The following is a 15614-nucleotide window of genomic DNA, read 5'->3' as shown; positions in this document are numbered from 1 at the left end:
ACTATATTGGTGCAATGCATTCATTTTGGTGCAGCCCTTTTGCACGATGACGTGCATGATAACGCCTTTTGGGGGCAATTTAAAAGTTGGCACAGATTTCGCTTTGTATTTTTTAAGGCAACAACGCCACTTTTAGTAGCAAAAAAGTTTTCGTTTCCACGACGACACAGACCAATCCGGGAGAGTTTAAGTATGTCCGCTGAACACGTTTTGACGATGCTGAACGAGCATGAAGTGAAGTTTGTCGATCTGCGCTTCACCGATACCAAAGGTAAAGAACAGCACGTAACTATTCCTTCTCATCAGGTAAATGCCGAATTCTTCGAAGAAGGCAAAATGTTTGATGGCTCCTCGATTGGCGGTTGGAAAGGTATTAACGAATCCGACATGGTTCTGATGCCGGATGCAACCACCGCGCTGATCGACCCGTTCTATGAAGAACCGACTCTGATCATCCGCTGCGACATCCTGGAACCCGGCACTCTGCAGGGCTATGACCGCGACCCGCGTTCCATTGCTAAGCGCGCTGAAGAGTATCTGCGCTCTACCGGCCTGGCTGACACCGTACTGTTCGGGCCAGAACCAGAATTCTTCCTGTTCGATGACATCCGTTTTGGTGCGTCCATTTCCGGTTCCCACGTCGCTATCGATGATATCGAAGGCGCATGGAACTCCTCCACCAAATACGAAGGCGGCAACAAAGGCCACCGTCCGGGCGTGAAAGGCGGTTACTTCCCGGTTCCGCCGGTAGACTCCTCTCAGGATATCCGCTCCACCATGTGTATGATCATGGAAGAGATGGGCCTGGTTGTTGAAGCTCACCACCACGAAGTGGCGACTGCCGGTCAGAACGAAATCGCCACCCGCTTTAACACCATGACCAAAAAAGCGGATGAAATTCAGATTTACAAATACGTTGTGCACAACGTCGCACACCGTTTCGGCAAAACCGCGACCTTCATGCCAAAACCGATGTTTGGCGATAACGGTTCCGGTATGCACTGCCACATGTCCCTGTCCAAGAACGGCGTAAACCTGTTCTCCGGCGACAAATACGCGGGCCTGTCTGAACAAGCGCTGTACTACATCGGCGGCGTTATCAAACACGCTAAAGCGATTAACGCCCTGGCTAACCCGACCACCAACTCCTACAAGCGTCTGGTCCCGGGCTACGAAGCGCCGGTAATGCTGGCTTACTCTGCCCGTAACCGTTCCGCGTCTATCCGTATTCCGGTTGTCACCTCTCCGAAAGCGCGCCGTATCGAAGTGCGCTTCCCGGACCCGGCGGCTAACCCGTACCTGTGCTTCGCCGCGCTGCTGATGGCTGGCCTTGACGGTATCAAGAACAAAATCCATCCGGGCGAAGCCATGGATAAAAACCTGTACGATCTGCCGCCGGAAGAAGCGAAAGAGATCCCACAGGTTGCAGGCTCTCTGGAAGAAGCACTGAACGCGCTGGACGCAGACCGTGAATTCCTGACCGCCGGCGGCGTATTCACCAACGACGCTATCGATGCTTACATCGCCCTGCGTATGGAAGAAAACGACCGCATCCGTATGACTCCGCACCCGGTTGAATTCGAGCTGTACTACAGCGTCTGATTTTGCTGTAAATCCATGGTGCTTCGTGTTGTGGCGCGGGGTACCAGGGATGTTTTGTTGCCGTGGAAACTTTCAGCCCATCTCAGGATGGGCTTTTTTCTCCACCAACACGCTGATCTCGTGAGCTTTTTATTCATAAAAAGCTATACTGCACTAAAATGGTGCACTCTTTTTCTGGAGACTGTCGAATGGCAACAGGCACACTGCCCGATGCTGGGCAGATCCTTAACTCTTTAATCAACAGTATCTTACTGGTCGATGATGACCTGGCGGTTCATTACGCGAACCCGGCGGCGCAGCAGCTGCTGGCGCAAAGTTCTCGTAAGCTATTCGGCACGCCGCTGCCGGAACTGTTGAGCTATTTCTCGCTGAATATCGGCCTCATGCAGGAGAGCCTCGCTGCGGGGCAGGGTTTTACCGATAACGAAGTGACGCTGGTCATTGATAGCCGCTCGCATATCCTTTCCCTGACGGCGCAGCGCCTGCCGGAAGGCTATATTCTGCTGGAAATGGCGCCGATGGATAATCAGCGTCGTCTGAGCCAGGAGCAGCTGCAGCACGCACAGCAGATTGCCGCACGCGACTTAGTGCGTGGTCTGGCCCATGAGATTAAAAACCCGCTGGGCGGTTTGCGCGGAGCGGCACAGCTGCTGAGCAAAGCGCTGCCCGATCCTGCGCTAATGGAATATACCAAAGTCATTATTGAACAGGCCGATCGGTTAAGAAATCTGGTCGACCGTCTGCTGGGGCCGCAGCATCCCGGGATGCACGTGACGGAAAGCATCCATAAGGTCGCTGAGCGGGTAGTGAAGCTGGTGTCGATGGAGCTGCCGGATAACGTCAAACTGGTTCGCGATTACGACCCCAGCCTGCCGGAACTCCCGCATGACCCTGACCAAATCGAACAGGTGTTGCTGAATATCGTCCGTAATGCGCTGCAGGCGCTGGGACCCGAGGGCGGCGAGATCACTCTGCGCACCCGCACGGCCTTCCAGTTAACCTTACACGGCGTACGCTACCGCCTCGCTGCGCGCATTGACGTTGAAGATAACGGCCCGGGAATACCGTCTCATTTACAGGACACGCTGTTTTATCCGATGGTGAGCGGGCGCGAAGGCGGTACCGGACTCGGTCTGTCTATTGCACGCAGCCTTATCGATCAGCACTCCGGGAAAATTGAATTTACCAGTTGGCCAGGGCATACCGAATTTTCGGTGTACCTGCCTATTCGGAAGTAGAGGTGTTTATGCAACGAGGGATAGCATGGATCGTTGACGACGATAGCTCCATCCGTTGGGTGCTTGAACGCGCGCTCACCGGGGCAGGCTTGAGTTGTACAACGTTTGAGAGCGGTAACGAGGTGCTTGATGCCCTCACGACCAAAACCCCGGATGTGCTGCTGTCTGATATCCGCATGCCGGGAATGGATGGGCTGGCGCTGTTAAAGCAAATTAAACAGCGCCATCCAATGCTACCGGTCATCATAATGACAGCGCATTCGGATCTTGATGCGGCGGTAAGCGCCTATCAGCAAGGCGCCTTTGATTATCTGCCGAAACCGTTTGATATCGATGAAGCGGTAGCGCTGGTTGACCGGGCAATTAGCCATTACCAGGAGCAACAACAGCCGCGTAATGCGCCGATTAATAGCCCAACGGCCGATATCATCGGCGAAGCGCCGGCAATGCAGGACGTCTTTCGCATTATCGGCCGCCTGTCGCGCTCTTCTATCAGCGTGCTGATCAACGGCGAATCCGGTACCGGCAAAGAGTTGGTTGCCCATGCTCTGCATCGCCACAGCCCGCGCGCCAAGGCGCCATTTATTGCGCTGAATATGGCGGCAATCCCTAAAGACTTGATTGAGTCAGAGCTCTTTGGCCACGAGAAAGGCGCTTTTACCGGCGCCAATACCGTGCGTCAGGGACGTTTTGAGCAGGCAGACGGCGGTACGCTGTTCCTTGACGAGATTGGCGATATGCCGCTGGACGTCCAGACCCGTCTGCTGCGCGTCCTGGCCGATGGTCAGTTTTACCGCGTGGGCGGCTATGCGCCGGTGAAAGTGGATGTGCGTATTATTGCCGCCACCCACCAGAACCTTGAGCTGCGCGTCCAGGAGGGGAAATTCCGTGAGGATTTGTTCCATCGCCTGAACGTGATTCGCGTCCATCTGCCGCCGCTGCGCGAGCGTCGGGAAGATATTCCTCGCCTGGCGAGGCATTTCCTGCAAATTGCCGCTCGTGAACTGGGCGTGGAGGCCAAACAGCTGCATCCGGAGACGGAGATGGCGTTAACCCGGCTGGCGTGGCCGGGCAACGTTCGTCAGCTGGAAAACACTTGCCGCTGGCTGACGGTGATGGCCGCGGGTCAGGAAGTTTTGACGCAGGATCTCCCCAGTGAGCTGTTTGAAACCGCGATACCGGATAATCCGACGCAAATGCTGCCGGATAGCTGGGCGACGCTGCTGGGGCAATGGGCCGATCGCGCGCTGCGCTCCGGTCATCAAAACCTGCTCTCAGAAGCGCAGCCTGAGATGGAGCGTACGCTGCTGACCACCGCGTTACGCCATACTCAGGGGCATAAACAAGAGGCGGCGCGGCTGCTAGGGTGGGGCCGTAACACTCTGACGCGTAAGTTAAAAGAGTTGGGAATGGAGTAGCAGCGCAGCGGCGCGTAAAAAATAGTCATCCAGCGCAAACTGCTGCTATTTTGTACTTTACTGTTGCTATGCGTTGAGTATGATCTTGCCCGGAAAGACGGGGGGTAATCATGCTTGAATCACTCATTAATATTATATCGAGCGGAGTTGCAGCGGGTCATACGCCGCAGACGGCGGTAGCTGCCGTCCTGTGCGCGGCGATGGTTGGGCTGTTTAACTGATAATATCCCCTCTCCGGTAAGGAGAGGGGATATAGCTTATATCACGCGAGAAAACTGCTGCATCCGCGCTTTCTGCCGCAGGTAAGCATCAAAACACATACAGATATTGCGAATCAGCAGCCGGCCTTTCGGCGTAACCTGAATGCCCTTCTCATCCACATCCACCAGCCCGTCTTTAGCCAGCGGCGCCAACAATTTCATATCTTCGGCAAAGTAGTCATCGTAGATGAGCGCCCACTGTTTCTCTACCGCCGCAAAGTCGAGACGGAAGTTACAAATCAGCGCCTTAATGACATCACGACGAATGCAGTCATCGCGCGTCAACGCAATACCGCGCCACAGCGCCGTCCCGGTTTCATCGACCTGTTGATAATACTGTTTCAACTCTTTCTGGTTCTGCGCATAGCAATCGCCAATCATACTGATCGCCGACACGCCCATCCCCAGCAGGTCGGTGTCTCCCTGGGTGGTATATCCCTGGAAGTTGCGATGCAGAATACCTTCCCGTTGGGCTATCGCCAGCTCATCATCAGGGCGGGCAAAGTGGTCCATGCCGATAAACTGATATCCCGCAGAGGTTAACGAAGCAATCGTCTCCTGAAGAATATCCAGCTTTTGTTCAGCTGAGGGCAAATCGGCATCTTTGATTTTGCGCTGTGCAGCAAACAGCGTTGGCAGATGCGCATAGTTAAATACGCTCAGACGATCGGGATTAAGCTCCACCACTTTCTGTAGCGTATAAGCGAAGCTCTGCGGCGTTTGCTTCGGCAGACCGTAAATCAGGTCGATATTGGTTGAGGTAAAGCCGATATCACGCGCGTGATGAAGGAGCGCGAAGATAAATGCTTCATCCTGCTCGCGGTTCACCAGACGCTGCACTTCTTTGTTGAAGTCCTGCACGCCCATGCTCAGGCGGTTAAAGCCTTCGGCGCGTAAATGATCCAGGACATCAAGCTCAATTTCACGCGGATCGACTTCAATGGAAATCTCTGCATCCGCGTTAAAATCGAAATGCGTACGCAGCAACCCCATCAGGCGGCTAATTTGCGCTTTGTTCAGATACGTCGGCGTACCGCCGCCCCAGTGCAGCTGATTAACCTTGCGGCCAGCAAAAAGCGGAGCGCGATGAATAATCTCCTGCTCAAGCACATCCAGATACTGGTCAGCCTTATGCTGCTGGCGGGTGACGATTTTGTTGCAGCCGCAGAAATAGCAGAGTTTATGGCAAAACGGGATATGCACGTATAGCGATAGAGGACGCTGCGGATAGCGGGCAACCGCCGCATCAAATTCAGCAGCGCCAAATTCTGGAGAAAACTCCAGCGCGGTGGGATACGAAGTATAACGCGGCCCGGAATAATTATATTTCTGGATCAGGGCCAGATCCCAGTCGATTAACTGCACAGACATGCTCACTCCTTCCGATGGTGCCGTCGGCGGGTACGCCGCCCCGGCCCAACCGCACCTCGGGTAATGAGCCGGTTGCGCAGCCATTTCTGACGCCGCGACAACCGTCGTAGTTTAACGAATAACCACAGCAGATAACATATAACCAGAAGGGTTATAAGCAGGACCGGGAATCCGATGGGATGCAAACGTTAGTTTCCACCCTTCAGCAGGCGCATCATATCTTCTTTGCGCTCTTCCTCTTCTTCATCTTCGTCATCATCATAGGAGAGGCCCAGCTGCTGCATCAGCTCATCAATGCGATCCAGTTTGGCATCAACCCAGGTTTGCTCTTCAGCATTCAGGGTGCCGCCCTCTTCAAGGCGTTCCAGCAGCGCATCCAGGCGCTCATCGTTCTCCAGCAAATCCAGCTCAGCCTGCGGTGAAAGCATAGGTTTCTCGCTCTTTGGTTTATGCTGCTTAATCGCCGGAGCGCTTTCAGTTACGCCCAGCGGGATGGGTTTTTTACTGCCAATTCGGGGATCTTGCTGCTGACCTTGTTTTTTTGCTGCTGAAGCGGTGTCGCCACCGGTCGCACGACTGCCTGCCGCATGGCCGCGATGCTTCTTCTGATGCTTACGCTCGCGAGCTTCCTGGTTCAATTCTTCACGCGTTTTGCGATTTTTTTTGCCACGAGGTACGGATGTCGGTTTTTTCATGTTGGGTAATCTTCAGGCCATTTTCTTCAGTATAGAATTGAGGCGGAATCTAGCAGAAAGCAAGCAAAGAAAAAAGGCGACAGATTACTCTGTCGCCTTTTTCCGTACTGACAACCCTTAAAGGGCTTCTACTTTCCCTGTTAGCTAACGACACACCCTGTCTTTCCTTCAGCTACCAACGGTCCCTGTTACTTCCATTTCCCTTTAAAACGTCTTCCAGACGTTTGTCATCCTGACAATCCGTAGTCCTCGCCTCCTGGCGCTTCCTGACCCCTCATCCTGAGTCATCATCCTGTTAGCATCCTCGCCCTTGGTCACTACTTTACTGGTTTGAGGAAAACCTACAACTGACTGTACAGAAAAAAATCTAATTTCAGAATTTTCTTTCAGCTTAATATCATGATTTATAAGCTTTTGTGTTATTTATGCTCGGATTTTTCTCACTCATATCTCATATAACCAATAGCCAATATCTCACAAAGAGTGTGGTTTTAACTTACATCAATGAGATGCGGTAAAAACAGTCTTTTTCTGTTGTTCAGGTATAATCCCCGCCATAGCCTGATTTAACGGAGACGACCGTCTTGACCAACTGGAATTATCAACTGACGCATTTTGTCACTAGTGCGCCAGATATCCGCCATCTTCCTGCCGATACCGGTATTGAAGTGGCATTTGCTGGCCGCTCTAACGCCGGGAAATCCAGCGCTCTGAATACGCTGACTAACCAAAAAAGCCTGGCGCGCACGTCGAAGACGCCCGGGCGTACGCAGCTGATTAACCTGTTTGAAGTCGCTGAGGGCAAACGCCTTGTCGACCTGCCGGGCTATGGTTACGCCCAGGTTCCGGAAGAGATGAAGATCAAGTGGCAGCGCGCGCTGGGTGAATATCTTGAGAAACGCCTCTGTCTGAAAGGGCTGGTGGTGCTGATGGATATTCGTCATCCGCTTAAAGATCTCGATCAGCAGATGATCCAGTGGGCCGTCGAAAGCGATATCCCGGTGCTGGTACTGCTGACTAAAGCCGATAAGCTCGCCAGCGGTGCGCGGAAAGCGCAGATCAATATGGTTCGCGAAGCGGTCATTGCCTTTAACGGAGATGTGCAGGTAGAAGCGTTTTCTTCCCTGAAGAAGCAAGGTGTGGATAAACTGCGTCAGAAGCTGGATAGCTGGTATAACGATATCCCACCGCAGGAAGAACCCGAAGACGGCGAATAAGTTCGCAAAAAACCCGGATAGCGGCGCGTGAAGCCTTATCCGGGCTCCCCGCCTTTGCATGCATCGATGCGTAAAATTTTCTTTCGCGCAATAAAAAACGCCCCGGTCATAAATGACCGGGGCGGCTAAAATATTCAGCCAAATCCGATTACGTGAAGTAAAAGGTCTGAAAGATAGAACATCTTACCTCTGTACCCTACGTCTTTAACTCTACTCTTCTTTCGGTTACGGATAAAGCATTTTTTGTAGTTTTTTTTCACTCTTTACATAGCAAATTCAAATGATCATCACAAAACACGATAAGTTATGTTACTCACTTACAAAAAATGACCTTACCCGACGAATACTTAGTGCGCTTGATCCCAGTTTTCTCCACTACCGACTTCCACCAGCAGCGGAACCGCCAGCGTCGTACTGCTCTCCATCAGTTCGTGGATCTTTTTCGCGACCGCTTCAAGATCGTCCTTATGCACTTCAAAGACCAGTTCATCGTGCACCTGCATGATCATCCGCACGCGAGGTTTTTCGCTTAGCAGCCAGCCGTCTACCGCGATCATTGCACGTTTAATGATATCGGCCGCGGTACCCTGCATTGGCGCATTGATCGCCGCACGTTCGGCGCCAGCGCGACGCGCGCCATTGCTGGATTTGATGTCCGGCAGATAGAGACGACGACCATCCAGCGTTTCAACATACCCCTGCTCTTTGGCCTGGGTGCGAGTACGCTCCATATACTCCAGAACGCCCGGATAGCGCTCAAAGTAGAGATCCATATACTTTTGCGCTTCTTTGCGTGGGATATTCAGCTGTCGCGCAAGACCGAATGCGCTCATGCCGTAAATCAGACCAAAGTTGATCGCCTTCGCGCTACGGCGCTGCTCGCTGCTAACGCTCTCCAGCGGCAAACCAAAGACCTCAGCCGCCGTCGCCCGGTGGATATCTTTGCCTTCCGCAAATGCGGTCAGCAGACCCTTATCGCGGGAGAGATGCGCCATGATGCGCAGTTCAATTTGCGAGTAGTCGGCCGAGACAATGAGATAATCTTCCGGTGCAATAAACGCCTGGCGGATACGTCGCCCTTCTTCGTTGCGTACCGGAATATTCTGCAGGTTCGGGTCGGTAGACGACAAACGCCCCGTAGCGGTCACCGCCTGGTGATAGGAAGTATGAACCCGCCCCGTTTTCGGGCTGATCATCAGCGGCAGCTTATCGGTATAGGTGGATTTAAGTTTTGCCAGTCCACGATATTCGAGGATAACTTTCGGCAGCGGATAGTCCAGCGCCAGCTCTTCCAGCACCTCTTCCGAGGTAGAAGGCGCACCGCCAGGGGTTTTCTTCAGCGGCTTAATGCCTTGTTTTTCAAACAAGATCGTTTGCAGCTGCTTCGGCGACGAGAGGTTAAACTCTTCACCCGCAATATCGTACGCCTTCTTCTCCAGTTCAATCAGGCGCTTGGCTATCTCCTGAGAATGCGCATGCAGCACGGCCGGATCAATCTTCACGCCGTTACGCTCCACGCGGGATAGCACCGGCACCAGCGGCATTTCAATATTTTTAAAGACGTTCAGCGGACCTTCATTTTGCTGAAGTTCAGGCCACATTTTGAGGTGCAGCTGCAGGGTGACATCCGCATCTTCCGCCGCGTAGCGGCCTGCTTCTTCCAGCGCAATTTGGTTAAATGTGAGCTGGTTTTTACCTTTCCCCGCGATTTCTTCGAAGGTAATGGTTTTGTGCTTCAGCCAGCGATCGGAGAGACTATCCATATCATGACGGCCCGCCACGCTGTCGAGAATGTAGGACTCCAGCATGGTATCGAAGGCAATACCGCGCAGTTCAATGCCGTAGTTAGCCAGGATCCCGCGGTCATATTTGAGGTTTTGTCCAACCTTCAGAACCTTGCCATCTTCCAGTAACGGTTTCAGCAATTCCAGGACGCGGTCGCGAGGGATTTGATCCGGCGCGTCCAGATAATCATGGGCGACCGGTACATAGGCCGCCACGCCAGGTTCAATGGCGAAGGAGAGGCCCACCATATTGGCGGATACGTTATCCAGGCTGTCGGTTTCGGTATCAAAGGCAAAAAGCGGCGCTTTCTTCAGGTTTTCAATCCAGGTGAGCAATGTTTGTTCATCCAGAATGGTGACGTAGTTTTCAGCGGAGAGCACTGTCGCGGTTTCTTCTTCTGCCTCGGCCACTTCGGCAGCCGCTGCCAGCGGCCTGGCCGCAGACTTAGCGCCTTTTGCCTGCATCCACTTACCGGACTCTACATCAGTGATCCAGCGTTTAAATTCATATTTTTTAAACAGCGTCAGCAGTTCATCCGCAACAGGTTGTTCAACCAGCAGATCTTCACAGCCCAAATCCAGTTCAACGTCCGTTTTGATCGTCGCCAGCTGATAAGAGAGGTAAGCCACCTCTTTATTCTGTTCCAGCTTTGCCGCCATCGTTTTCGCGCCGCGGAAAGTCAATCCGGCGATTTTTTCAGGCTCAGCATATAACGTATCAAGACCACCCAGTCCCTGCAGAAGCGCCTGCGCGGTTTTCTCCCCCACCCCAGGCACGCCCGGAATGTTATCCGAGGAGTCACCCATCAGGGCCAGAAAATCGATGATCAGTTCCGGTGGAACGCCGTATTTTGTCACGACTTCGTCGGGGCCAAGGATGGTGTTAGTCATGGTATTAATGAGCGTAATACCCGGCGTAACCAGCTGAGCCATATCTTTATCACCGGTGCTGATCAGCACCGGACGCCCTACTTTTTCAGCTTCACGGGCCAGGGTACCGATGACATCGTCTGCTTCCACGCCAGGAACGGCCATTAGCGGAAGGCCCATCGCTTTCACCATGGCATGCAGCGGCTCGATCTGCGCACGGAGATCGTCCGGCATCGGTGGACGATGAGATTTATAGTGCTCAAACAGTTCATCCCGGAAAGTCTTTCCCTTGGCATCAAACACAACGACAGCATGGGTCGGTTGATACTGCAGGATCAGGCTTCGCAGCATATTCAGCACGCCATACATGGCGCCTGTCGGTTCGCCTGCGCTGTTCGTCAGCGGGGGGAACGCGTGGTATGCCCGATAAAGGTAAGAAGAGCCGTCAACGAGGATGAGAGGGTTTTCTGGGATCTGAACCATATTTTCCGTGCCTGTTTATCAGATTATCGGTAAAGGATGCCACAGACGGACATTAAATCCTGAATTTTTCCCACATTTCGTCGAAAAGATTCAGCGATCCCCAGGATCGCGTTGCGGCCTAACCTGTGGATAACTTTGTGAATAGTTTTATAACGTTGATCGACCAATGATTAATAAAATAATATAACGGAAAAATATTCCATATTTATCATGCAATTATAGGTTCACAACCTGCTTTATTATCATCATGGCGACTCGATGTTCCATGTGGATATAAGATCCAGAAATTTTTCTGTTCTGGTAAGACCCGTTATTTACTCTATTTTCTGATAAAATCAGCCCCTTGCGCTGTTTATAGGCGTTCTTTATCAGCCTAACTTTCTGAATAATTTAACTATGCCGAGATTACTCGCCGCGATAACGCTCCCGCTGAGTATCGCCCTGACTATCATAGTCACCGTCATCTGCTCCGTGCCAATCATCATCGCCGGGCTGATTAAACTTCTTGTGCCCGTTCCTGCGGTCTGGCGCTCGATATCCGTTTTTTGCAATTTCATGATGTACTGCTGGTGTGAAGGACTGGCGTGGCTGCTGCGCCTTAATCCCTGGCTTAAATGGGATGTACAGGGCCTTGATGGTCTGAGTAAAAAGAACTGGTATCTGCTTATCAGCAACCATCACAGCTGGGCCGATATCGTGGTACTTTGCGTGCTGTTCCGCAAACATATTCCGATGAATAAATATTTCCTCAAGCAACAGCTCGCCTGGGTTCCGTTTATTGGGCTGGCCTGCTGGGCGCTGGATATGCCTTTTATGCGCCGTTATTCCCGAGGCTATTTACTCCGCCATCCCGAGCGCCGTGGCAGAGATGTTGAAACTACTCGCCGCTCCTGCGAGAAATTCCGCGCGCATCCCACCACTATCGTCAACTTTGTTGAAGGTTCACGTTTTACTGAAGAAAAGCAACAGCTAACCCGTTCGCCATACCACAATCTGTTAGCGCCAAAAGCGGCGGGTATCGCAATGGCATTAAGCGTGCTGGGCTCGCAGTTTGATAAGCTGTTGAACGTCACGGTGTGTTACCCGGAAAATAACCAAAGACCGTTTTACGATATGCTGAGCGGTCGATTAACGCACATTGTGGTGCGAATCCATCTTGAGCCCGTAGCTGAAGAGCTGCATGGCGACTATGTAAATGATAAAAACTTTAAGCGACGCTTTCAGCGTTGGCTAAATACGCTCTGGGAAGAGAAAGATCGGCAGCTAACGGAAATCATGCAGCAGGCAAAGAAGTGAATTGGGACGCAGAAAAGAAAAACGCCGGTCAGTGACCGGCGTTTATTTTTTATTTCTTATCAACCAGCTGCTTAACGGTATCAGCATACTGGGCAACAAATGCGTCCATGTTGCTGGTATCCATACCCTGCGGATTAAGCTGGTATTTACCATTAACGTACATAGCAGGCACGCCCTGCAGCTGGAAATCAGCAGCGGCTTTCTCTTGCTGAGCCACCAGAGATTTCACCACAAAGCTGTTCCAGGCCGCATCGTAATCTTCACCTTTGACGCCGGCATCAACGAAGACCTTACGAATATCGGCCACGGTCTGGACGGTCTGGTTTTTCTGTACCGCTTCAAACATTGGGACGGTGATCTTATCTTCCACGCCCAGCGCCATCGCCACAGCCCATGCCTGAGTCAGATCCTTGCCTAGCGGGCCCAGGAACTCAACGTGGTATTTTGTCATTTTGACGCCTTCCGGCAGCTTTTTCTTCACGTTATCTGATACGTGAAGGACTTCTTCAAACTGATAGCAATGCGGGCAATAGAACGAGAAAAACTCGAGCACCTGAGGCTCACCGGCAACGGGTTTATCGAGGGTAATATACTGCTTACCGTCGGTGATCTGGGCAGCGGATGCACTAAAAGCCAGAATCATACCAGCCAGCGCCAGCCAAATTTTTTTCATGATTAACTCTCTCCTGGATATATCACATTAATACATTGGCGTTAACTGAAGAGGCGGTTCTTGCAGAACCTTTACCTGCTCAAGAAAAGTTGTTGTCTGCCCGCGCCAGTAATCTTCCCCGGTCAACCATGGGAAATTTTTAGGGAAAGCGGGATCTTCCCAGCGCCTTAACAACCACGCCAGATAATAAACTAACCGCATTGCACGTAAAGGCTCGATGAGAGCAATCTCATCCGTATTGAAAGGGCTAAACTCTTCATACGCTTCAATAATCATCTCAAGCTGCATACGCTGCTCGGGTTTATCACCGTTCAACAGCATCCACAGATCCTGGATAGCAGGGCCGTTACGTGAATCATCTAAATCAACAAACAAGGGGCCATCGCGCCAGAGGATGTTTCCCGCATGGCAATCACCGTGTAACCGTAAAATATTGGCGCGTCCGTGCCATTGCGCCATTACCGCGTCAATGAGTTTATCGGTAGCGCTGAGAAAGGCATCTTTCAGGCCAGCAGGAATCAGTGGGGAGAGCTCAAAGACCTGTCGGGGCTCCAGAAGATACTCATTGGTGCCTATCTCCGGACGAGCGACAAAGCGCTGTTTGCGTCCCGTTTGATGCATACGGCCAAGATAACGCCCAACCCACTCCATCTGATCGAGATTATCCGCCTCAAACTGACGTCCACCCAGGCTGGGGAAAACGGCGAAAAAGAATCCCTGATGTTGGTGAAGCGTGCTCTCGTTAAACAACAAAGGCGCCGCAACGGGCACGTCGTCCTCAACGAGCTGAAGCGAAAAGTGGTGTTCTTCGAGGATTTGTTCGGCAGACCAGCGCTCAGGACGATAGAACTTCACCACATAGCGGCGACGATCTTCGTCCTGAAACTGGTAAACTCGGTTCTCATAGCTATTAAGCGGAGTAAGACCGGAATCTACCCGCATACCCAGATCAAATAAACCATCAATGATGGTATCCGGGTGAAGCGTCTGAAAAGTGAAAGCCTTATCGTGCATCCTGACATCCGATAATCGTACGAATGATACAGGATATCATCTCATTGCCGATTCCGCGGCAGCGCTTACAACCTTTTACTCTTTAATCACGCCGCGGGCGCGTAGCAAGGCGGTTTTAAAATCTTCTTCATAATCTTTCTGGATACCTGGAATAACGGCCTCTTTTGCCGAGTCGCGCATTTTCAAATGGTAGATCAGAATATCGTCGGAAAGATCGCTCAATTCGCCAGCATAACCCGCTTCTTTCGCTAGTTTTTGCAAGAATTGCATCAAATTCAGTTCAGGTTCTTTCTGCCAGGCCGGCTGGAGGAGTTCAATCACTTCATTCAGGCGTTTACATTTCATAGCAATGCTCCTTAATCTTGATAGGAGTACGTTAGCAGGGACAAACCCACAATGAAAGAGGCGATATTGATATGCAGGGTGAGGTAATAACCGGCGTCGTGCTGGCGGGGGGAAGAGGCACGCGCATGGGAGGAATAGATAAAGGATTACAGCTGCTGAATGGTAAGGCCCTGTGGCGTCATGTCGCCGATACGCTGCAGCCTCAGGTCGCCAGGCTGGTGATTAGCGCTAACCGCAATCTTGATTGCTGGCGAAGCAGCGGCTACCCGATTATTACCGACTCTCTGAACGACTTTCCCGGGCCGTTGGCCGGCATGCTTTCCGTAATGCATCAGGTCGAGGGCGAATGGTTTCTGTTTTGTCCGTGCGATACGCCATTTATCCCATCATTTCTGGCGACTCGCTTAGTGCAGCACAAAACATCAGCCCTGGCCGTTTGGGTACACGATGGTGAACGAGACCATCCGGCCATTGCTCTGGTAAATCGCAAGGTGATCGGCGAACTGGAAACGTATCTGGCCGCAGGAGAGCGGCGAGTAATGGTATTTCTGCACAAAATTGGCGGTCATAGCGTCGATTTTAGCGATGTAAAATCAGCATTTATAAACGTTAATACTCTCGACGATTTGCAACATATGCAGGTGCCATCATGATCCCACTTTTAGCCATCGCCGCCTGGAGCGGCACAGGTAAAACAACCTTATTGAAGGCTCTGATTCCGGCACTGCGCGCAGAAGGTTTACGGCCAGGGCTAATTAAACATACCCATCACGATATGGACGTGGATAAGCCGGGTAAAGACAGTTATGAACTGCGTAAAGCCGGAGCGGCTCAGACCATTGTCGCCAGTTCGCAGCGTTGGGCATTAATGACGGAAACGCCAGATAAGCCTTCACTGGATCTGGCATGGCTGGTCAGCCGAATGGATGCCTCAACGTTGGATTTAGTCCTGGTTGAGGGTTTTAAACATGAACCCGTGCCCAAAATCCTGCTTTATCGGCACAACAGCGGGCATAGTACAGAAGAATTAGTGTTTGACGATAATGTGATTGCTATCGCCAGCGATAGGCCGGTCGAGACGTCGCTTCCACTGTTAGATTTAAACGATGTTCCGCAGATAGCCGCTTTTATTATGCAGTGGTTAAAAGGGGTTTAGCCAGGAGCAGGTAAATTTTCAGGTACATAGCCATGATCTATCGGCCTGAAGGTGTCTGTTGGTATTTTCAGACGACAAAAACGCAAAAAGCCCATCCGTCAGGATGGGCTCTTCACTTGTTTGATGCCTGGCAGTTCCCTACTCTCACATGGGGAGACCCCACACTACCATCGGCGCTACGGCGTTTCACTT

General features: G+C 51.9%; 15 protein-coding genes. 8 read left to right on the top strand and 7 right to left on the bottom strand.

Translation table 11 applies throughout. The features are described 5' to 3' along the window. Positions 1 to 192: 192 nt before the first annotated feature. The 4 genes from glnA (at position 193) to K2184_RS23105 (ending at position 4479) form a co-directional block, all read left to right on the top strand. Positions 193 to 1602, top strand: coding sequence for a glutamate--ammonia ligase (glnA, locus tag K2184_RS23120; RefSeq protein ID WP_004107355.1), 1410 nt, complete (start codon positions 193 to 195; stop codon positions 1600 to 1602). A 188-nt stretch (positions 1603 to 1790) separates the two neighbouring features. Beyond that, positions 1791 to 2840 (top strand): nitrogen regulation protein NR(II), encoded by a 1050-nt coding sequence (glnL, locus tag K2184_RS23115; protein WP_004107353.1) that lies wholly within the window; start codon positions 1791 to 1793, stop codon positions 2838 to 2840. An 8-nt stretch (positions 2841 to 2848) separates the two neighbouring features. Continuing rightward, positions 2849 to 4258, top strand: a complete 1410-nt coding sequence (gene glnG / locus K2184_RS23110; protein ID WP_004107350.1) for a nitrogen regulation protein NR(I) — start codon at positions 2849 to 2851, stop codon at positions 4256 to 4258. Positions 4259 to 4368: 110 nt separating this feature from the next. Beyond that, the gene (locus K2184_RS23105; protein ID WP_016809591.1) at positions 4369 to 4479 is read left to right on the top strand and encodes a YshB family small membrane protein; all 111 of its coding nucleotides are present in this window, start codon (positions 4369 to 4371) and stop codon (positions 4477 to 4479) included. Positions 4480 to 4515: 36 nt separating this feature from the next. On the opposite strand, the gene hemN is transcribed toward K2184_RS23105, so the two are convergent. Together hemN and yihI are read right to left on the bottom strand one after the other, a co-directional pair. After that, complete coding sequence (gene hemN / locus K2184_RS23100; protein ID WP_163525530.1) at positions 4516 to 5889, bottom strand: oxygen-independent coproporphyrinogen III oxidase; 1374 nt, start codon at positions 5887 to 5889, stop codon at positions 4516 to 4518. Positions 5890 to 6077: 188 nt separating this feature from the next. Next, a complete protein-coding gene (yihI, locus tag K2184_RS23095) occupies positions 6078 to 6584 on the bottom strand; it encodes a Der GTPase-activating protein YihI (protein WP_004116778.1) in 507 nt (168 codons plus the stop codon). A 584-nt stretch (positions 6585 to 7168) separates the two neighbouring features. Here yihI and yihA point away from each other — a divergent pair. Beyond that, on the top strand, positions 7169 to 7801 hold the full coding sequence (yihA, locus tag K2184_RS23090) for a ribosome biogenesis GTP-binding protein YihA/YsxC (protein WP_004107344.1): 633 nt from the start codon (positions 7169 to 7171) through the stop codon (positions 7799 to 7801). A gap of 134 nt (positions 7802 to 7935) precedes the next feature. Here yihA and K2184_RS23085 read toward each other — a convergent pair whose 3' ends face one another. Together K2184_RS23085 and polA are read right to left on the bottom strand one after the other, a co-directional pair. After that, positions 7936 to 7983 carry a spot 42 RNA, inhibition of DNA synthesis gene (locus K2184_RS23085; protein WP_071892919.1) on the bottom strand — a complete coding sequence of 16 codons (48 nt, stop codon included), beginning with the start codon at positions 7981 to 7983 and terminating at the stop codon, positions 7936 to 7938. Positions 7984 to 8148: 165 nt separating this feature from the next. Continuing rightward, a complete protein-coding gene (gene polA / locus K2184_RS23080) occupies positions 8149 to 10938 on the bottom strand; it encodes a DNA polymerase I (protein WP_004107343.1) in 2790 nt (929 codons plus the stop codon). A gap of 396 nt (positions 10939 to 11334) precedes the next feature. On the opposite strand from polA, the gene K2184_RS23075 reads away from it, so the two are divergent. Beyond that, positions 11335 to 12234 carry an acyltransferase gene (locus tag K2184_RS23075; protein WP_163525528.1) on the top strand — a complete coding sequence of 300 codons (900 nt, stop codon included), beginning with the start codon at positions 11335 to 11337 and terminating at the stop codon, positions 12232 to 12234. 49 nt (positions 12235 to 12283) lie between these two features. Here the strand turns inward: K2184_RS23075 and dsbA are convergent, their stop codons facing one another. From dsbA to K2184_RS23060, 3 genes are all read right to left on the bottom strand, one after another. Beyond that, positions 12284 to 12907 carry a thiol:disulfide interchange protein DsbA gene (gene dsbA, locus K2184_RS23070; protein WP_004107338.1) on the bottom strand — a complete coding sequence of 208 codons (624 nt, stop codon included), beginning with the start codon at positions 12905 to 12907 and terminating at the stop codon, positions 12284 to 12286. Between the two features lie 27 nt (positions 12908 to 12934). Then, complete coding sequence (locus K2184_RS23065; RefSeq protein WP_004107336.1) at positions 12935 to 13921, bottom strand: serine/threonine protein kinase; 987 nt, start codon at positions 13919 to 13921, stop codon at positions 12935 to 12937. Positions 13922 to 13996: 75 nt separating this feature from the next. Further along, positions 13997 to 14266 (bottom strand): YihD family protein, encoded by a 270-nt coding sequence (locus K2184_RS23060; protein WP_004107333.1) that lies wholly within the window; start codon positions 14264 to 14266, stop codon positions 13997 to 13999. A 71-nt stretch (positions 14267 to 14337) separates the two neighbouring features. Here K2184_RS23060 and mobA point away from each other — a divergent pair, with 71 nt between their 5' ends. Both mobA and mobB read left to right on the top strand, forming a co-directional pair. Next, positions 14338 to 14919 (top strand): molybdenum cofactor guanylyltransferase MobA, encoded by a 582-nt coding sequence (mobA, locus tag K2184_RS23055; protein ID WP_004107332.1) that lies wholly within the window; start codon positions 14338 to 14340, stop codon positions 14917 to 14919. Beyond that, on the top strand, positions 14916 to 15422 hold the full coding sequence (gene mobB, locus K2184_RS23050) for a molybdopterin-guanine dinucleotide biosynthesis protein MobB (RefSeq protein ID WP_004107330.1): 507 nt from the start codon (positions 14916 to 14918) through the stop codon (positions 15420 to 15422). The genes mobA and mobB overlap by 4 nt, the downstream gene beginning before the upstream one ends. Positions 15423 to 15614 lie beyond the last annotated feature (192 nt).

This window comes from Klebsiella sp. K5-306, from assembly GCF_051835185.1.
GTDB lineage: Bacteria > Pseudomonadota > Gammaproteobacteria > Enterobacterales > Enterobacteriaceae > Klebsiella > Klebsiella oxytoca.
This window is presented reverse-complemented; position numbering and strand designations above follow the sequence as displayed.